We start from the raw sequence: 18,436 nt of genomic DNA, 5'->3' as shown, positions 1-18,436 counted from the left end.
AATGCTATTCTTAGCCCCGCTAAATTTGCGGGGATTATCTTGAAAAGCTCTCTTTTGTTTATTATTAAATCTACCCTTTTGGGTATCGTTGTCTCGGTAATATTGCTGGCGCTTATCCCTCAGTTGCGCAATGGCAATCAACTGCAAGTAAGAAACATCTTCCCGGGCGATATGCCGCAAAAAGTGAGTTTTGCAGAGGCCATAAACCGCTCAGCCCCTGCGGTGGTAAATATCTACAGCCAAAAAACGATACGCCGCTCCGCCATGTTCAGAAACAATGAAGTAGAACGCACTTCGTTGGGTTCTGGTGTGATCATGAGCGAAAACGGCTATATCCTTACCTGTCTGCATGTTATTGCCGGTGCGGACACCATCGAAGTGATTGTAGCGGAGCAAAGCAAAGTACATGAAGCCCAAGTTATTGGTTTTGATCCGTTAACCGATTTAGCGGTGTTGAAAATCAACGCCAATAACCTACCAGTGATCCCACAATTAGAAGAAGGCGAAGAAAACAAAACCCAGGTGGGTGACCTGGTTCTCGCCATCGGTAACCCCTACAATTTAGGGCAAACCATCACTCAAGGTATCATAAGTGCCACTGGCCGTTCGGAAGTCAGCCAGCTGGGTATTGCCACTCATCGTAACTTTATTCAGATGGACGCGACGCTTAACGAAGGCAATTCAGGAGGCGCCCTGGTGGACAGTAACGGTTATTTGGTGGGAATTAACAACGCCAATTACAAAATCCTCGAAGGTGGTCAGCCCAAAGATGTACCCGGCGTATTTTTCGCGGTCCCCTATCAGATGGCCAAGAAAGTCATGCGAGATATCATCAGTAAAGGCCGAGTGATCAGAGGTTACGCCGGCTTACAAGGTGTTGATCATGAACTTGCTGGAGTCATCATTACTGCGGTAGAGAATCGCAGTCCGGCATCCAGAGCCGGCATCCAGGTAAGCGATGTACTAATGAGTGTCGGTGGTACGGAAATCAACAGTGCGGTCGAAGTTCAATCAATAGTTTCCAATACCCTTCCCGGCACGACACTGGATTTTGAAATCAAACGCAAAGGTGAAACCATTGTCGTGCCCGTGGTCGTTGGCGACTTTGATAGGGTTTTGCGTAACGGCTAAAAAAACAAAAACCCGGATTAACTAATCCGGGTGATATCAGCCCCCAAAGCACGTAGCTTCTTCTCGATTTTTTCATAACCGCGATCCAGGTGGTAAATGCGATCCACCACCGTTTCACCTGCTTCGGCTGTTAAACCGGCAATGATCAGGCTGGCAGAAGCACGCAAATCGGTAGCCATAACCGGTGCACCATTCAATTTAGAATTGCCCTTGGTAATGGCGCTGTGGCCTTGCAGTTCAATGTCGGCGCCCATTCGTTGTAACTCTGGTACGTGCATAAAACGATTCTCAAAAATCGTTTCAGTGACCGTTCCTGTACCATTGGCCACCGCATTTAACGCGACAAATTGAGCTTGCATATCTGTCGGAAAACCAGGATGCGGTGCAGTACTGATTTGCACGCCTTGCGGTTGTTTCCCTTGCATATCCAAAGAGATCCAATCCTCTCCGGTTTCAATGATGGCTCCTGCTTTGCTGAGCTTTCGGAGCACCACTTCCAGGCTCTCTGGTGCGGCATTTTTACACAGTACACTGCCCCGCGTCGCAGCGGCGGCCACCAGAAACGTGCCGGTTTCAATGCGGTCGGGTAACACCTTGTGCTGACATCCCTCAAGCTCGGGTTGTCCGATAATGGAGATGGTAGCGGAACCCGCGCCACTAATTTTTGCCCCCATAGCCTCAAGACATAAAGCAAGGTCATAAATTTCAGGCTCTCGTGCCGCGTTTTCAATAATGGTTTCACCGTCGGCGAGTGCCGCCGCCATCATTAAATTTTCAGTGGCACCAACGCTGACTTTATCCATGACGATATGAGCGCCTTTTAAACGCCCGTCCACGGTCGCTCTGATGTATCCGTTCGCCACTTCAATGTCCGCGCCCATTTGTTCCAGGCCATCGAGGTGAAGGTTGACAGGCCTGGCACCAATGGCACAGCCCCCCGGCAAAGAGACATTAGCCTCACCAAATCGGGCTAACAAGGGCCCCAGCACCAGGATGGATGCCCGCATGGTTTTCACCAGATCATATGATGCAGTCTGACTATTAACAGATCCAGGATTAATATGGACCTTGCCATCTTCCGCGCGAAATGCTTCCGCGCCCAACTGTTGTAACAGCGCTAAACTGGTATTTACATCACGCAGATAAGGTACATTAGTGAAAGTACAACGCTTTGAAGTTAGCAAGCTAGCAAGTAAAATAGGTAAGGCGGCATTCTTGGCGCCAGAGATGGTCACCGAGCCAGATAGAGGCTTTCCGCCTCTAATTAATAGTTTGTCCATGGAAAAGCCAGTTCGAGGTGTAAATTATAGCAGGCGCAGATTAGCCTAAATCAGGAAACATTAGTTTTTTGTCTTTTTGCCACTGCGCTTCAGTGAAGGTTTTAATGGTAAGCGCATGCAATGCACCGCTGGAGATATGCTCTTGAAGCGGTCCATAAATCATTTTCTGTTTTTTGATGCGAGAAACGCCATCAAAGCAATCACCCACCGCGATCACTTGAAAATGTGAGCCGTCGCCATCGGCTTTAACAAAGCTAAGAGGTAAATTATCGTTCAAAATCGCTTCTATTTGTTGCGGATCCATAGTTAACCTTGTGTCGATTATTTAATTTCCAGCAGTGTATCAGCATCGCTGAGTTTACTCAGCTTTTTTAACGACTCGGGGACATTTTCGAGTGTTAACTGGATATTTTTTTTGGTAAGCGTCGCCTTGAGATTAATAAGCCAAGCCAGCCCGGCGGTATCATTGCTGGTTGCATGGCTTAAATCTATAACAACCTTCTTTTCAAGACCGGGCAAGATTGACCTTAACTGCTTATCGATCGCAGGAACCGATTCAATGGTTAGATTGCCCTCTGGCGTCAAACGTCCATTGTCGTGTGCCAGAGAAACTTGTTTGATTTGTTTAAGCATGGTTCTTACGCGTCTTTTTTAACGGAAATTTTCTGAGCATTTTTTTCCTGCATGATGGCGATCACCTTATCAATACCTTCCTGGCGCAGAACGGATTCAAATTCGCTGCGCTTGCTGGACAACACGCTGATGCCCTCAGCCACCATATCATAGGCTTTCCACTCTTTAGTCTTGCTGCTTCTTCTCACTTTAAAGGCGATCTTAATATCTGGCCTTTCGTCATCTTTAATTACCGCTCTAACTGTTACCGCTTTCTTACCAGAAAAGTCTTTCTCAGGCTCAAATAAAACGTCCTGATCTTCATATTGCGCCAAGGCGACCGCATAAGTGGCAATCAAATATTTTCTGAATTCTTCAAAAAACAACGGAATTTGTTCTCTGGGAACTGACTTAAAGTACTTACCCAACACCTTGGCACCAGCAAACTTATAATCCACGTAGGGCAGTAGCTCTTCTTCGACAATAACCTTCAGTATTTCGGGATCTTGTTGAATTTGAGCTTGTTCATTTTTGATTCGCTCAAAGGTGATACTAGCCACGTCTTGTAATATCTTATAAGGGTTTTCCTGCGCCATCGCAGTCCCTGATAACACTGAAAAAAGCAAGAACCAAACGAGCTTTTTAAACCACATTAATCTTTCCTCTACTGTCTCAAATCGTAAACTTTTTAACTATTATTCGTCGTTTCTGCTGAACAGGAACTGACCAATCAAATCTTCCAGCACCAAGGCAGACTTGGTGTCTTCTATAAAATCACCCGGTTCCAGTGTCTCAATGCCATCGAAAGAGAAGCCGGGTTGAAAGCCCACATATTGCTCACCTAACAAACCAGAAGTCAGGATGGACACCGAGCTGGTATCAGGAAAACCCGCATACTCTTGGCTAATCACTAGCTTGACTACAGGCGTGAAGTCGTCTTTATCCAACGAGATATCTTCCACTCGCCCGATGGTCACACCGCCAACTTTTACCGCCGAGCGCACCTTCAAACCACCGATATTGTCGAATTTGGCATACAGCTCATAGGTGTCACCAGAGCCTTGCATGCCTTGGTCCGCCACTTTCAGCGCCAACATTAAAAAAGCGGCCACCGCCAGAGAAACAAACAGGCCAACACCAATTTCCATTTTGCGAGAATTCATTTTCAAACTCCTATTCAGTTCCAAACATAACGGCGGTTAATACAAAATCCAGCCCCAGAACGGCCAGAGAAGAATGCACCACCGTTTGCGTGGTCGCTTTACTTATCCCTTCTGATGTGGGTATCGAGTCATAGCCGTTAAATACAGCTATCCAGGTAACCACAACGGCAAATACAATACTTTTGATCACGCCGTTCATAATATCTTCGTTCAAGTCCACTGCTGATTGCATAATGGACCAATAGCTCCCGGCATCAACGCCCAGCCAGTCGACTCCCACCAAGTGTCCACCTAATATGCCTATGGCGCTGAAGATAATGGCTAGCATAGGCATGGTCAAAATACCCGCCCAAAGCCTTGGAGCAATCACCTGGCGCAGCGGATCTACTGCCATCATTTCCAGGCTGCTCAACTGTTCGGTGGCCTTCATTAAGCCAATCTCGGCAGTTAATGCCGACCCAGCCCGACCAGCAAATAATAGAGCAGTAACCACTGGACCAAGCTCACGTAATAGCGACAATGCCACCATGGGACCTAAGCTTTCCTCTGCACCATAATTCACTAGTACAGTATAGCCCTGTAGTCCCATTACCATACCGATAAACAAACCCGACACTAGTATAATTAACAGCGATTGAACGCCTACCACGTACATTTGTTTGATGGTCAGCGGTACCGACTTCATAGGGTTTGGGCGCGCCACTATGGCTCCCCAAAACATCACCGAAGCTCTGCCAATCTTTTCAATGGCGCCAATAGCGTTGCGCCCTGTCCTTGCCAAGAACTCCATATTAACTCCCTAACAAAGCTTCACGTATATCATTCGCAGGGTAGTGGAATGGAACCGGACCATCGGCCTCCCCCTGCAAAAACTGCTGCACTAAATCTGAATCAGAATTCTTGATCTGCTCCGGCGTTCCTTCACCAATTACCTGCTTTTCAGCAATAATGTAGATGTAATCGGCAATAGTGAGCACTTCAGTCACATCATGAGTAACTACAATGCTGGTAAGATTCAGCGCATCATTTAGATCTTTAATGAGCTTTACTAATACCCCCATAGAAATCGGGTCCTGCCCGGCAAACGGCTCATCGTACATGATCAACCGGGGATCTAATGCGATGGCCCGAGCGAGCGCAGCCCGACGTGCCATTCCACCGGACAACTCACTGGGATAAAGCTTTTCCGCCCCCCGAAGTCCCACAGCCTGAAGCTTTAGTAATACCAAAGTACGTATGATGTCTTCACTTAAATGAGTATGTTCTCTAAGTGGAAACGCGACATTATCGAACACTGACATCTCAGTAAACAAAGCACCGCTCTGAAACAACATACTCATATCACGACGGCAGGCGTATAGCTGAGCGCGATTCATCCCCGGAATGGATTTGCTATCAAACAACACATCACCACTGTCGGGTTTAAGCTGGCCACCAATAAGCCTTAACATGGTGGTTTTACCGATACCGCTTGGTCCCATAATGGCTGTTGTTTTACCCTCTGGGATGGACATACTGATATCTTGGTATATCGTGCGCTCACCGCGTTTGAAGGTCAGATTTTTAACTTCTACCAGATTTTTCATCGTGTGCATTCCAGAGCGCAAAAGTTGCTAGCCGTTCCATCTTTCTTCGAAAACTGTATCTATACAATATCGCTGACCATAAACTGTCAGTATTTACCGGATCTTTAATTTCAGATTACAGTCTTGTCATATTATACGTGATTGTTCTGCTAATTTTAGCCGAAGCCCCGATATAGGACTATTTTATCGACTTTCAAGGACCCAAAACAAAATCAAAAAGTTACAAGATATATACTATTACTTCGAAAGATCCTCGGTTGTAACCAGATGTATCCCCAAGATACTTGTGTATTCGAATGTATCGAACACAATCTTCGTTACTTGCATAGAACAAACATCGTTTATTTACAGAAACTTAGTTCAACAAATCAATGCAAATAGTTTAAACTTGTGAAGTCGTACCCATAATAGAGCCATTCCCTTGTCACAACCTTTCAATTTTACGAACGATATTTATTCATGTTGACTCAAATAGCCCTTTTTCTCGTTGGACTGGCCCTACTTAGCTGGAGTGCAGACCGTTTTGTTTATGGTGCTTCGGCGATGGCCAAAAACTTTGGTATTTCCCCCATGGTCATCGGCATGACAATTGTGGCGATGGGGTCTTCTGCACCAGAAATTATGGTATCTGCCACCGCGTCAATGGCAGGCAATCCCGATACCGCAGTAGGTAATGCTATCGGTTCGAATATTACTAACATAGGCCTGGTACTGGGTCTCACCGCATTGTTTAAACCCTTAATGGTTAGCTCTGGTACTATTCGCCGTGAAATGCCCATATTGCTAATTGTGTCTCTGATTGCAGCTTGGTTCCTTGCTGACCTGACTTTGAGTTTGCCGGAAGGCATTACTTTAATGGTGCTGTTTTTCGCCACTATCGGCGGACTGACTTGGTTGTCTATTCAGGCCGACCGCAAAGACCCCTACGGTACCGATACCGCTGAAGAAATTCCCTCAGATGTGCCAACTCATAAGGCAATATTCTGGGTGATAGTAGGTATGGTGTTTTTGCCCATCAGCGCTGACATTATGGTGGATTCTGCTGTCGTAATCGCCCGTCATTTCGGCATGAGTGAACTCATGATAGGTCTGACTATTATTGCGATCGGTACCAGTTTGCCCGAACTCGCCGCCAGCATCGCGGGAGTATTGAAAGGCGAAGACGATATGGCACTGGGGAACATTATCGGTTCCAACATTTTTAATATTCTCGCCGTAATGGCGATGCCAGGATTGATAGCGCCCGGTGTAATAGACGCCTTTGCGGCAAACCGCGACATTCATGTCATGTTGGGCTTTACCGTGTTACTCTTGCTATTCAGTTTTGGTTTGCGAGGCATTCGCAAAATCACTCGCTGGGAGGGGGCTGTGCTGGTATCCGGCTATGTTGGCTACCTCATGTTTTTGTTTTTTGCCTGATTAAGGATCACGTATGAATGTTGAGCCAGACAAACTGCTTGCCTCAGCGCATCGCGTACTTGATATCGAATTAGAAGCCATTGCCAATTTGAAGCAGGCTTTTGATCAACAATTTATCGCTGCATGCCAAATAATGTTGGCCTGTAAGGGCAAAGTTGTTGTGACCGGCATGGGCAAATCCGGACACATTGCCAATAAAATAGCCGCTACTCTTGCCAGTACCGGAACGCCGGCATTTTTTATGCACCCCGGAGAGGCAGGTCACGGTGATTTAGGGATGCTAGGTGAAGACGATGTTTTGCTCGCTATCTCTAATTCCGGCGAAACTAGTGAGGTGCTATCTCTGTTACCTGTGGTCAAACGCTTGGGTATAGAAGTAATAGCCATGACCAGGAGCCCCGAGTCTTCCATGGGGCGATATGCGGATATCCATTTGTCTATTGCAGTACCGCGCGAGGCCTGCTCCTTAGGGTTGGCTCCGACATCCAGCACCAGTGTCACTCTGGTATTGGGTGATGCGCTTGCAGTTGCATTGTTAGATGCAAAAAACTTCACCGCCGAAGAGTTTGCTTTATCTCACCCAAGTGGCTCATTGGGTAAAAAACTACTACTCACTTTGAACGATATCATGCACTCCGGAGACAGAGTGCCATTGGTTGCTGAAACCAGCAGTATCCGCGACGCACTTGTCATTATTACGCAAAAGAGTTTAGGTTTGGCAGGCATTGTCGACGCAGAAGGGAAACTGATCGGCATTTTCACTGATGGCGATTTACGCCGTGTTATTGATGCCCACAAAGATGTTCACAATACCCGCATCAGTGAAGTCATGACCCGCAACTGTTTTACCGCACATCGAGAAATGTTAGCCGCAGAGGCACTGAATGAAATGGAAAACCGCAATATCAGTAGCCTGATTGTAGTAGATGCACACAACCGCCCTGTTGGTGCCTTAAATATGCTTGATTTAATTAAATCAGGGGTTGTGTGATGAATACTGTAGATACACCTTATGGCAAGGTTGCAGAGAATACATTCGCCCTCTGCAAAAATATTAAATTGCTGGCCTGTGATGTGGATGGCGTATTCAGCGATGGTCGAATCTATTTGGGTAATGATGGTGAGGAACTGAAAGCTTTTCACACTAAAGATGGTTATGGCTTAAAAGCACTAATGGCCTCTGGTATTGAAGTAGCTATCATCACCGGGAGAAAATCCAACATTGTTGCCCAACGCTTTACAGCCCTTGGAGTCAACCACATCATTCAAGGTGAAGAACAAAAACAAACCGCTTTGCGCAATCTTCAACAGCAATTACAGATCCCCCCTGAACACACAGCAAGTATTGGTGATGATATTCCCGATACTGGCATGTTTGCACTTTCCGCTCTTAGAGTCGCTCCCTCAGACGCACACCCCACAGTGATAGCCGTTAGCAATTTTGCCACCCGAACAGCCGGAGGGTTTGGCTGTGTGCGCGAGCTGTGTGACCTTATTCTTTTGAGTCAGGGAAAATTGAATGGCATTCAGGCAAGTAGCGTATGAGTAGGATTCATTTCAGCATAGGGCTTTTATTTTTGGTGCTCATCACCATCTATTTTAATATGGTGGCCACTAATGATGCACCTCAAGTGACTGATGAACGTCCGGAAGCTTGGGATCCTAACTATCAAGCTCGGAATATGAAAAGTACGCTCTATAATGAATCAGGAAGTGTCAATCACGAAGTATTCGCGGCTTCAATGGAGCATTACGAGATTCTTGGGTTTACCTTGTTTGAAGAGCCGGAATACACTATTTATACCGACGAAACCGACTCGCCTTGGCAAATAGTCGCAAAGGAAGGCACACTATACAGTGATCAACGAATTGAACTTGAGCAGAATGTGGTAATCAAAAGTCTCAACGAACAGGACTTTGTACAAACCATAGAAACCAGTTTCGTAGAAATCGATTTGGGAAAAAATACAGCAAGATCAGACAACCCGGTGATAATTACGGGTCAGGATTTTGTCATAAAAAGTAACGGGCTTAGCGTCAATCTGTTAACCCGAAAATTGGAACTAAAAGAACATGTTGAAACCATTTATCAGCAGACTGTTGTTAATTAGTGGCGCTTGTCTGCTTTTCTCAACAACAGCGCTGGCAGGTAAGGAAGATTTTAAACTTCCCATTAAAGTAGACTCCAAGTCACAATTTGTTGATGGCAAGCGTAAAACATCGGTGTTTAAGGAAGATGTACAGGTTCGTCAGGGATCACTATCTATCGATGCTGACGAGGTACGCGTTAGTGCAGAGAATGGTAAGGGAAAAGAGATTTTTATCGCTATCGGAAAACCTGCTGTATATTCTCAAACCATGGACGATGGCAGTAAAATTACTGCAAAAGCTGGAGAAATACGCTACGAGGTAGAGTCGCGCACGTTGGAATTGAACGGTTCAGCAGAACTGCACCAAGATACTAGTATGGTGAGAGGCGAAAAAATCAGTTTTAATCTTGAGAAAGAACAGCTCATTGCCGGCGGTGATGAGTCAGACGGCCGCGTAACGACGGTGTTTCAAACTGACGATAAAAATTAAATACGCATAAACCGCAAAAGGAAACACTGATAGTGCCAACCTTATATGCTAACAATTTGGCAAAATCTTATAAAAGCCGACAGGTAGTGCGAGATGTAAGCATCCAGGTGAATACCGGACAGATAGTGGGTTTGTTAGGCCCTAATGGCGCTGGAAAAACTACCACATTTTACATGATCGTAGGTCTGGTCACCTTAGACAAAGGTGAAGTGTTCATAGACCAACACGAACTGACCTTACAGCCGATGCATATCCGTGCCCGGCACGGTATTGGTTATTTGCCTCAAGAGTCTTCAATTTTCAGAAAATTAAGCGTTTTCCAGAATCTCATGGCAATTTTGCAAATGCGTAAAGAACTGGATAACGAACAACGCGAAGAATTGGCAGACGAGCTGCTGGATGAATTTAACTTAAATCATATTCGCCATAACCTTGGCATGAGCCTGTCTGGTGGCGAGCGTCGTAGAGTGGAAATTGCCCGAGCACTAGCGGCCAACCCGCAGTTCATTTTACTAGATGAGCCTTTCGCAGGCGTTGACCCTATCTCTGTTAATGATATAAAGAAGATTATTCACCATCTGCGAGACAGAGGGATTGGTGTTCTAATTACAGATCATAATGTACGTGAAACCCTCGACGTATGTGAGCAAGCTTACATCGTCAGCCATGGGCAAGTTATCGCTGAGGGCGAACCGGAAACGGTTTTGGCCAATCAGCAAGTAAGAGATGTATACCTGGGTGAGCAATTCAGGCTATAGTTACTAAAACAATAACTCATAAGTGGATTGCGACAATTTCGCATTCTGGAGTCGGAAAAACCATTTTTAATGAAGCCGTCTTTACAACTAAAATTTAGTCAACAACTAACAATGACGCCGCAGTTGCAGCAAGCCATTCGCTTGTTGCAACTATCTACGCTGGATCTGCAACAGGAGATTCAAGACGCTTTAGACGCTAACCCGCTGCTGGAAGTGGATGAATCAAGCGATGGCAACAGTGACGAGGCTTTAGAATTACTCAAAGAGCCCAAATCCAGTTCAGAGCTAAACGGTGCTGACGGCGATAGTGAATTCAATGGCTCTGACAGTATTGATTCCAGCGACGCATTCGAAAAAAATGATCTCCCCGATGAACTTCCCATCGATAGTACATGGGACGAGTATTACAGCGCGTCTTCTGCACCCGCCCCTGTAGCTAGTATGGGTTCTGATGATGAACAGGTTTATCAAGGCGAAACCAGCGAATCAATACAAGATCACCTGCTTTGGCAGCTGCATCTGACACCTTTTAGTGAAACCGACGAAGCCATTGCACTTGCTATTATCGACTCCATTGATGAAAGCGGTTATCTCACCGCTTCGGTAGAAGATATTCTTGAAAGTCTTCACGATGAAGAAATTGAGCTCGATGAAGTGGAATGTGTCAGAAAACGCATTCAGCATTTTGATCCTATGGGTTCTGGCTCCATCTCTCCTCAGGAATGTTTATTGGTGCAACTGGGGCAATTTCCAGCTGATACTCCTTGGTTAAATGAAGCCAAATCACTGCTTTGCGATTATTCAGATTTGTTGATGGCCAAAGATTTTCGCACCCTTATTCGAAAATCAAAATTACGGGAAGAGCAGTTAAAAGAAGTATTCAAACTGCTGCAAACCCTCAACCCTCATCCCGGGAGCACTCTTAATACCAAAGAGCCGGATTACGTTATTCCCGATGTTTCTGTTACTAAAAAGTCAGGGCGCTGGGTGGTGGAACTCAATCCCGAATCAGTGCCTAAGTTGAACATCAATCAACAATACGCCGCGATGAGCAAAAACAGTCGCAGCAGTGCCGATGGTCAATTCATTCGCTCCCACATGCAAGAAGCCAAATGGTTTATCAAAAGTATAGAGAGTCGAAACGATACACTGTTGAAAGTCGCCAATTGTATCGTACAACAACAACATGGCTTTTTTGAGCACGGTCCCGAAATGATGAAGCCGATGGTGTTAAACGATGTGGCAGAAATGGTGGATATGCACGAGTCGACGATTTCACGTGTAACCACCCAAAAATACATGCACACGCCAAGAGGCATTTTCGAACTCAAGTATTTCTTTTCCAGTCATGTGGCAACGGAAAATGGTGGCGAATGTTCTTCTACTGCGATTAGAGCACTCATCAAAAAGCTCGTGGCAGCGGAAAATCAGGCCAAGCCACTCAGTGATAGCAAGATTGCGCAATTGCTTGCCGATCAGGGCATTATGGTAGCCCGGCGAACCATTGCGAAATACCGGGAATCGCTCTCGATTCCTCCATCTAACCAACGTAAGAGTCTAATATAGACTTCCCTACAAGAAGGACGACCAATTATGCAAATAAACTTATCAGGTCATCACGTCGAAATCACCGATTCTCTTCGCGATTATGTCGATACAAAATTTACCAAGCTTGAGCGACATTTTGATCACATAAACAATGTGTATGTCATCTTAAACGTTGAAAAACTCAATCAGAAAGCAGAAGCAACTCTGCATCTCGATGGAGGTGAAGTATTTGCCACTTCGGAGCATAAAGACATGTATGCTGCAATTGACTCACTAATTGACAAGCTGGACAGGCAAGTCATTAAGCACAAAGAAAAACTTAAGAGTCATTAAGGGGCCTAAACAAGGATGGAAATAAAAGACATCCTCTCACTGGACTGCACGCGTTGTGCAGTCCCCGTTACCAGCAAAAAACGTGCACTTCAAATCATTAGTGACATTGCCAGTGAAAAACTTGAAACACTAAACGAAGAAGACGTCCTGGCTAGTTTATTATGCCGGGAGAAGATGGGCAGTACAGGTATCGGACAAGGTATCGCCATCCCACATGGTAGAGTTGATGGTCTGAGTTCCCCTCTGGCTATTGTTATTACCTGCTCTCCTGGTATAGAATTTGACTCAATCGACAATCAGCTTGTCGACATTTTTTTTGCGATTCTTGTGCCTACTGAGCAAACAGACGGCCACCTTCAAACCTTGGCTCGTATCGCTCAAAAACTCAGTGATAAAGAGGTTATCAAGGTTATTCGCAATTGCCATTCAGACAACGCACTTTATGAAGCACTGGTATGAAACTAATTGTGATCAGCGGACGATCCGGATCCGGAAAGTCTGTGGTATTAAGGGCTCTGGAGGATTTGGGTTATTACTGTGTAGATAACCTTCCGGTCAGCATGTTACCCACGCTCACGCATGCTGTGGTGAGTGAATACGATCAGATTGCCGTCAGTATTGATGTGCGTAACTTACCTAAAGATCCCGATTTACTGGCTGAAAACCTGGATTTTCTGCCCAATAAAACCGATTTAACTACCATTTATCTCGATGCCAGTGACGATATGCTGATCAAGCGGTATAGCGAAACTCGTCGTCTGCACCCACTTTCAAAAAACAAGATTTCCCTTGCCGACGCCATTGTCAAAGAGCGAGAGCTGTTGGTTCCAATATATGAGCGGGCAGATTTACACATCGACACCGATAAGCTGTCTATACATCAGTTGGCAGAATTGGTCAGAGAAAGAATTTTAGGTAAAAAATCGTCACGCCTGGTATTGGTATTTGAATCCTTTGGTTTTAAAAATGGGGTCCCAAAAGACGCAGATTACGTCTTTGATGTGCGCTTTTTGCCCAACCCCCATTGGATACCTGAATTAAAACCCTACACAGGCCAAGATACTCCGGTAGCTCAGTATCTTACCTCACAACCCATAGTAAATAAGGTGATCGGGCAGATCCAAAACCTGATTGAAACCTGGCTACCACATCTGGAGCGCAATAACCGCAGTTATGTTACTGTCGCTATCGGTTGTACAGGCGGTCAACATCGCTCAGTGTTTCTGGCCGAAACGCTATCTCGTTACTTTTCAGTAGCCCATCCTGACGTGCAAACCCGACATAGAGAACTGAACAATTGATCCGTATCGAAAAAGAGCTAACCATCATTAATAAGTTGGGGCTACATGCACGTGCCGCCACGGAATTAGTTAAGCTTGCCACTTCTTTTTCGGCTGATATTCTGGTGCAAAAAGACGGTAAAAGTGTTTCTGCAAATAGTGTATTGGGTTTGATGATGCTGGAGGGATCTCAAAACAAGCAAGTCAAGGTAGTGTGTGAAGGTGATGACGCAGAAGCGGCAATGGAAGCGATTGAGGCATTATTTTCTGCACGGTTCAACGAAGATGAATAACAATATTTAGCTGAATCTCACAAATCGCGAATATTATTTATTGTAGATATCCAATATTCTCTTATTACGTTAGACTATATTAATAAAAACAAATACCTATCACGGTTTACAGGTAATACGCAGAGGAGTGTCGATAAGTGCCGCCAGCGACGCAGCTAAACTTCTTCATTTCTGACTTGGTAAGTTTCAACCCGTCTCAGGGTATCTCCAGTTATGTGTATTTTTTTAAACTTTTTATCTTATCATTCGCTGCGCAACCAAGGCTTTATTTCACAAAAATCCCCCTCTCTTTTCGGAGAAAAATGTGAAAGAGCAGAGCAAAATAGAACAAGAATACGTCACTACCCAGCTTGATGCCATTAACGAAGCTCTGAGCAATGGTTTATTTGTTCATGTGCGTAAAATGCTGCATAGCATTCCTCCGGCAGATGTTGCACTGCTATTAGAGTCAACGCCAGTACGCAATCGATCTCTGCTGTGGAAATTAATTGATACCGATTATCACGGCGATGTTCTGGAAGAACTCTCAGAAGATGTACGTAACGGTATCATGCGGGAAATGGTGCCTGAAAAGCTGGCGGATGCACTCGAGGACATGGATACCGATGATCTTGCAGAAATGCTGCACGGTCTGCCTGACAGAGTAGTTCAGGACGTTTTGGAATCCATGGACAGCATGGACCGGGCTCGTGCTGAGCAGGCATTGTCCTACGGCGAGGGGACCGCCGGATTCATCATGAATACCGATACCATCACTTTGCGTCCGGAAGTGAGTGTTGAGGTCATTTTGCGTTATCTTAGGCTTAAACAAGAGCTGCCGGAAGATACCGACATGCTTTATGTCACCAATCGCTACGACAAACTCATTGGCACGGTTTCCCTTACCAGCCTAATTACTGCGGCTCCGGAGATTAGTGTTGAAGAGATAATGGAGGAAGAGCCGGAAGTCATTAAGGTGGACATGGATGAAACCGAAGTGGCCAAACTATTCGAACGTCATAACTGGCTCTCCGCGCCCGTAGTCGATGCCAATAACCAACTGGTTGGCCGTATCACCATTGATGACGTAGTAGATATTATTCGTGAAGAAGCCGAACACTCCATGATGAGTATGGCGGGTTTGGAAGACGAAGAAGATACCTTTGCTCCGGTATTAAAAAGTACCCAACGTCGTTCAATCTGGTTAGGGGTCAACTTATTCACGGCATTAATGGCCGCTATGGTGAGTGATCTGTTTGAAGCCACCTTGAGCCAACTAGCGGTGCTAGCCATATTAAATACCATCGTACCCAGTATGGGTGGTGTCGCTGGTAACCAAACCTTAACTCTGGTTATTCGAGGTATGGCGTTGGGCCATGTCAGCGCCTCAAACTCTCGCTGGCTGATCAGTAAAGAACTGGCGATTGGATTTCTTAATGGTGTGATATGGGCGGTATTGATCGCCTCGGTTGTGGCATTGTGGAAACAAGATTATATGCTGGGTTTGGTTATTGCCTTCGCCATGCTGGTAAACATGATTGCCGCAGGTCTCTCCGGCGTTATTCTGCCAATCGTAATGAAAAAACTTAAAATCGATCCCGCCCTTGCAGGTAGTGTCATTCTCACCACCATTACTGATGTCGTCGGTATTTTCGCCTTTTTGGGTACGGCTACCTGGCTACTACTATAGATTCAATTTCGACCCACAAAAAAATTTCAAATCAAAATGTGCTAACTCATAATGTTTAAATCAGAAATATTCAGGATACCGCTTGGGTCTTGTAAACAGTTTTAATCAACGGACCTAAATCATGAAACAATTACTAGCAACTCTATTTATCCTGATACTCAGCTTTAACGTCTTTGCAGGCATCGATACAGAAACTGATGAGAACGGTGTTATTTTAGCGGGGCATGACGCGGTAGCTTATTTCACCGAAAACAAACCAGTACTCGGCATGGCAGAAATTACCGCACTTTACCAAGGCGCCATTTACCGTTTCAGCTCAGCACAAAACCGTGATCTGTTTAACGCTAATCCAGCAAAGTATGCTCCAGCTTACGGTGGCTACTGCTCAACCGGTACCAGCTTCGGTAAAAAGTTTGAAGTTAATGGTAAAGCTTTCAAAATCGTGGATGGTCAACTGTACGTCAATAAAGATGAAACCGTGCATGAATACTGGCTTAAAGACGTTGCAGGCAATATTGTAAAAGCTGATGACTTTTGGCCCGAAATTAAAGATGTGCCGGCAGGCGATTTATAATTTCAAATAGTTCGAACTATTGGTCATTACTGTACGCAGTAATCACGATATCTTCGAGTAGTTATGTTATTTTGCTGGGGCAGCGGCGGCGCCTTAGAGAATGCTGCCTGCGGCACTCCTTAAGAATCCTCCGCAGCCCTTGACACGCAAAGCGTAATCGTCGTATTCAGCACAATAATGACCATCAATGACAGTATGTCCCTATACTGGCATGATGATACCAATAAGTAGCCCCCAGCATTTGCTCAGCGACATCCCTGCGAGCTTAGTTCGAGGCGCGTGATTGAAAAAATACTGGTGGTCTTTTGAATATCACGCAAAGCTTCCCGCATCCTGCTCTCGCCCCTTACCAACATCCATGTTGGCAACAAAGAAATAAGCCGCTGGGGTGTCGTCTTCGATGGATTTGAAATGCTTTAATACTGTGTTAGATGTTATTAATTTAGCCCACTAGATCTTCAAGCATCTGCCTTGTCTAAAAGCATTTCAATTTCCACTGAGTAGCATTCTGAGGGCTTCTTATTGGTATGGGTATCTTCCCTGATACCTCTCATTATTGTGCCATCTGAATACTTAGCTTACTGCGTGTAAAGGGAACCCCGAACGTTACTCCGAAATAAGCTTAGACAGACTCTTAAAAACTCCCCTACTGAAATTTATTAGAAGGCGATCTCAACTTGAAGGCGACTGAATTTTTTGTTCGACAAACTCCTCGATTGCCAGTTCGAATAAACTATTGTCTTTCATGGTATTGCTCATCAGCATTGCGCCTTCCAGGAGCGCCAGTAATTTTACTGCTTCTTGCTTCGCTATTACTTCATCTAACTGAGACAAATTCATAAAAGCATGGGTTAACCAGCAAATATTACGCTCGAAGAATAACTGTGTTTCACGCTGTACCTTTTCGGGTAATCCGGCACTTTCGGCGCCAAATAAACCGCATAAACACATTTGCTGATCAATATTAAGTGCGCTGCGAAATGCATCAACAAAGCGCGATACAGGATTGCCTGCCGAACTATCAGGTTCTCCTAAAGCTGATATGAACTTATCTGTATAGGACGCCGCCAACTCTGCCCCCAAGTCTGCCTTAGTGGCAAAATGATAGTGCACACTGGCGCTTTTAATTCCGGCTTCATTGGCAAGTTCCCGGAAACTAAAATTGTTATAGCCGCCTTTACGCACCTTTTCTTCTGCAAGTTTTAGCAATTGCTGTTTTTTGTTCATAACAAGTCTGACTAATTTTTCTCTGAGATCAGTGACTTAATTATCTATCAGTAGATAGGCATTGACAAGCACAAACTTTAACCACAAACTAAACCTACCTACCGATAGGTAGCTTTAAACAGTAAAAAACACATTGGAGAAAATGATGGCAGATCAAATTGCATTAATCGTAGGCGGCTCAGCAGGTATGGGCAAAGCAGCGGGGCACAACAACTTTTAGCTGATGGGCACGACGTGCTACTGCTGGCAAGAAATGCCGGTCAATTGGCGGAAGTCAAAGCCGAACTTGAAGCCGACTTCAGCGGGAAAGTGGAAACTGTCAGTGTTGATCTTTATGACTTTGATCAGGTACAAAGCTTTATTACGACAGTAGAGAGTGACTCGCGTCACATCAATAAATTAATCAATGCGGCGGGGTTCTTTAAGCCGGTATCTTTTATAGAGTCCAGTGCAGAAGATTACAATGCCCAGATGGACATTAATAAAGCCTTCTATTTCATTACCCAAGCAGTAGCTAAGAACATGAAAGCCCATGGCGGTGGTAGCATAGTCAATATTGGTTCGATGTGGGCCCACCAGGCAGTCAAAGCAACTCCTTCCTCGGCTTACTCTATGCAAAAAGCAGGTTTACACTCCCTGACTCAACACCTGGCCATGGAACTAGCTGAGTATAACATTCGGGCGAACGCAGTTGCGCCTGCGGTAGTGCTGTCCACTATCTACAAATCCTTCATTGAAGAAAATGAGATAGAGTCAGCACTACAAGGTTTCAACGACTTTCACCCCATTGGCCGTATTGGTCGAGCAGAAGATGTGGCCAACGCGGTCAGCTACCTGTTGTCAGATAAAGCATCTTGGGTAACAGGCACTATATTAGATGTTGACGGTGGTGTAATGGCGGGACGCAATTGATCCAACCCAACTCAATCAGTCTAGTCAAAAAGATTAGAGAACCAGGGAACGGGAATAATCTGCAGCCGTTC

General features: G+C 45.2%; 23 protein-coding genes. 15 read left to right on the top strand and 8 right to left on the bottom strand.

Annotation, left to right across the window (positions count from 1 at the left end; translation table 11 throughout):
• Positions 1 to 39: 39 nt before the first annotated feature.
• Entirely contained in the window at positions 40 to 1,131 is a 1,092-nt protein-coding gene (locus AABA75_RS03730) for a trypsin-like peptidase domain-containing protein (protein WP_338291177.1), read from the top strand.
• A 17-nt stretch (positions 1,132 to 1,148) separates the two neighbouring features.
• Here AABA75_RS03730 and murA read toward each other — a convergent pair whose 3' ends face one another.
• Genes murA through AABA75_RS03695 form a run of 7 tightly spaced genes read right to left on the bottom strand, consistent with a single transcriptional unit; the run spans position 1,149 to position 5,772 of the window.
• The gene (gene murA / locus AABA75_RS03725) at positions 1,149 to 2,411 is read right to left on the bottom strand and encodes a UDP-N-acetylglucosamine 1-carboxyvinyltransferase (protein ID WP_338291176.1); all 1,263 of its coding nucleotides are present in this window, start codon (positions 2,409 to 2,411) and stop codon (positions 1,149 to 1,151) included.
• A gap of 40 nt (positions 2,412 to 2,451) precedes the next feature.
• Positions 2,452 to 2,715 (bottom strand): BolA family protein, encoded by a 264-nt coding sequence (locus AABA75_RS03720; RefSeq protein ID WP_338291175.1) that lies wholly within the window; start codon positions 2,713 to 2,715, stop codon positions 2,452 to 2,454.
• Positions 2,716 to 2,732: 17 nt separating this feature from the next.
• Positions 2,733 to 3,044: an STAS domain-containing protein gene (locus AABA75_RS03715; protein WP_338291174.1), complete on the bottom strand. Its 312-nt coding sequence runs from the start codon at positions 3,042 to 3,044 to the stop codon at positions 2,733 to 2,735.
• A 5-nt stretch (positions 3,045 to 3,049) separates the two neighbouring features.
• Positions 3,050 to 3,676 (bottom strand): phospholipid-binding protein MlaC, encoded by a 627-nt coding sequence (mlaC, locus tag AABA75_RS03710; protein WP_338291173.1) that lies wholly within the window; start codon positions 3,674 to 3,676, stop codon positions 3,050 to 3,052.
• A 42-nt stretch (positions 3,677 to 3,718) separates the two neighbouring features.
• On the bottom strand, positions 3,719 to 4,186 hold the full coding sequence (gene mlaD, locus AABA75_RS03705) for an outer membrane lipid asymmetry maintenance protein MlaD (protein ID WP_338291172.1): 468 nt from the start codon (positions 4,184 to 4,186) through the stop codon (positions 3,719 to 3,721).
• Positions 4,187 to 4,196: 10 nt separating this feature from the next.
• A complete protein-coding gene (gene mlaE / locus AABA75_RS03700; protein ID WP_338291171.1) occupies positions 4,197 to 4,976 on the bottom strand; it encodes a lipid asymmetry maintenance ABC transporter permease subunit MlaE in 780 nt (259 codons plus the stop codon).
• A 1-nt stretch (position 4,977) separates the two neighbouring features.
• On the bottom strand, positions 4,978 to 5,772 hold the full coding sequence (locus tag AABA75_RS03695) for an ATP-binding cassette domain-containing protein (protein WP_338291170.1): 795 nt from the start codon (positions 5,770 to 5,772) through the stop codon (positions 4,978 to 4,980).
• 459 nt (positions 5,773 to 6,231) lie between these two features.
• Here AABA75_RS03695 and AABA75_RS03690 point away from each other — a divergent pair, with 459 nt between their 5' ends.
• The 13 genes from AABA75_RS03690 to AABA75_RS03630 all read left to right on the top strand — a co-directional run bounded on the left by AABA75_RS03690 (position 6,232) and on the right by AABA75_RS03630 (position 16,226).
• The gene (locus AABA75_RS03690; protein WP_338291169.1) at positions 6,232 to 7,191 is read left to right on the top strand and encodes a calcium/sodium antiporter; all 960 of its coding nucleotides are present in this window, start codon (positions 6,232 to 6,234) and stop codon (positions 7,189 to 7,191) included.
• 13 nt (positions 7,192 to 7,204) lie between these two features.
• A complete protein-coding gene (locus AABA75_RS03685) occupies positions 7,205 to 8,182 on the top strand; it encodes a KpsF/GutQ family sugar-phosphate isomerase (protein WP_338291168.1) in 978 nt (325 codons plus the stop codon).
• Complete coding sequence (kdsC, locus tag AABA75_RS03680; RefSeq protein ID WP_338291167.1) at positions 8,182 to 8,736, top strand: 3-deoxy-manno-octulosonate-8-phosphatase KdsC; 555 nt, start codon at positions 8,182 to 8,184, stop codon at positions 8,734 to 8,736. Before AABA75_RS03685 ends, kdsC begins: the two co-directional genes overlap by 1 nt.
• A complete protein-coding gene (gene lptC / locus AABA75_RS03675; protein ID WP_338291166.1) occupies positions 8,733 to 9,302 on the top strand; it encodes an LPS export ABC transporter periplasmic protein LptC in 570 nt (189 codons plus the stop codon). Before kdsC ends, lptC begins: the two co-directional genes overlap by 4 nt.
• Positions 9,265 to 9,771, top strand: a complete 507-nt coding sequence (gene lptA / locus AABA75_RS03670; RefSeq protein WP_338291165.1) for a lipopolysaccharide transport periplasmic protein LptA — start codon at positions 9,265 to 9,267, stop codon at positions 9,769 to 9,771. Before lptC ends, lptA begins: the two co-directional genes overlap by 38 nt.
• A gap of 32 nt (positions 9,772 to 9,803) precedes the next feature.
• Positions 9,804 to 10,529: an LPS export ABC transporter ATP-binding protein gene (gene lptB / locus AABA75_RS03665; RefSeq protein WP_338291164.1), complete on the top strand. Its 726-nt coding sequence runs from the start codon at positions 9,804 to 9,806 to the stop codon at positions 10,527 to 10,529.
• A gap of 69 nt (positions 10,530 to 10,598) precedes the next feature.
• On the top strand, positions 10,599 to 12,095 hold the full coding sequence (locus AABA75_RS03660; RefSeq protein WP_338291163.1) for an RNA polymerase factor sigma-54: 1,497 nt from the start codon (positions 10,599 to 10,601) through the stop codon (positions 12,093 to 12,095).
• A gap of 27 nt (positions 12,096 to 12,122) precedes the next feature.
• Positions 12,123 to 12,410 carry a ribosome hibernation promoting factor gene (gene hpf / locus AABA75_RS03655; protein WP_338291162.1) on the top strand — a complete coding sequence of 96 codons (288 nt, stop codon included), beginning with the start codon at positions 12,123 to 12,125 and terminating at the stop codon, positions 12,408 to 12,410.
• 15 nt (positions 12,411 to 12,425) lie between these two features.
• Positions 12,426 to 12,869 carry a PTS sugar transporter subunit IIA gene (locus tag AABA75_RS03650; RefSeq protein ID WP_338291161.1) on the top strand — a complete coding sequence of 148 codons (444 nt, stop codon included), beginning with the start codon at positions 12,426 to 12,428 and terminating at the stop codon, positions 12,867 to 12,869.
• A complete protein-coding gene (gene rapZ / locus AABA75_RS03645; RefSeq protein ID WP_338291159.1) occupies positions 12,866 to 13,711 on the top strand; it encodes an RNase adapter RapZ in 846 nt (281 codons plus the stop codon). The genes AABA75_RS03650 and rapZ overlap by 4 nt, the downstream gene beginning before the upstream one ends.
• Entirely contained in the window at positions 13,711 to 13,983 is a 273-nt protein-coding gene (locus AABA75_RS03640; protein WP_338294794.1) for an HPr family phosphocarrier protein, read from the top strand. The genes rapZ and AABA75_RS03640 overlap by 1 nt, the downstream gene beginning before the upstream one ends.
• A gap of 304 nt (positions 13,984 to 14,287) precedes the next feature.
• Positions 14,288 to 15,652 (top strand): magnesium transporter, encoded by a 1,365-nt coding sequence (gene mgtE, locus AABA75_RS03635; RefSeq protein WP_338291158.1) that lies wholly within the window; start codon positions 14,288 to 14,290, stop codon positions 15,650 to 15,652.
• Between the two features lie 121 nt (positions 15,653 to 15,773).
• On the top strand, positions 15,774 to 16,226 hold the full coding sequence (locus tag AABA75_RS03630) for a YHS domain-containing (seleno)protein (protein ID WP_338291157.1): 453 nt from the start codon (positions 15,774 to 15,776) through the stop codon (positions 16,224 to 16,226).
• A gap of 672 nt (positions 16,227 to 16,898) precedes the next feature.
• On the opposite strand, the gene AABA75_RS03625 is transcribed toward AABA75_RS03630, so the two are convergent.
• On the bottom strand, positions 16,899 to 17,453 hold the full coding sequence (locus tag AABA75_RS03625) for a TetR/AcrR family transcriptional regulator (protein ID WP_338291156.1): 555 nt from the start codon (positions 17,451 to 17,453) through the stop codon (positions 16,899 to 16,901).
• Positions 17,454 to 17,687: 234 nt separating this feature from the next.
• On the opposite strand from AABA75_RS03625, the gene AABA75_RS03620 reads away from it, so the two are divergent.
• Positions 17,688 to 18,365: an SDR family NAD(P)-dependent oxidoreductase gene (locus AABA75_RS03620; protein ID WP_338291155.1), complete on the top strand. Its 678-nt coding sequence runs from the start codon at positions 17,688 to 17,690 to the stop codon at positions 18,363 to 18,365.
• The last annotated feature ends 71 nt before the right edge of the window (positions 18,366 to 18,436 follow it).

Origin of the sequence: Planctobacterium marinum, from assembly GCF_036322805.1 — a bacterium.
Classification (GTDB): Bacteria; Pseudomonadota; Gammaproteobacteria; order Enterobacterales; family Alteromonadaceae; genus Planctobacterium; species Planctobacterium marinum_A.
This window is presented reverse-complemented; position numbering and strand designations above follow the sequence as displayed.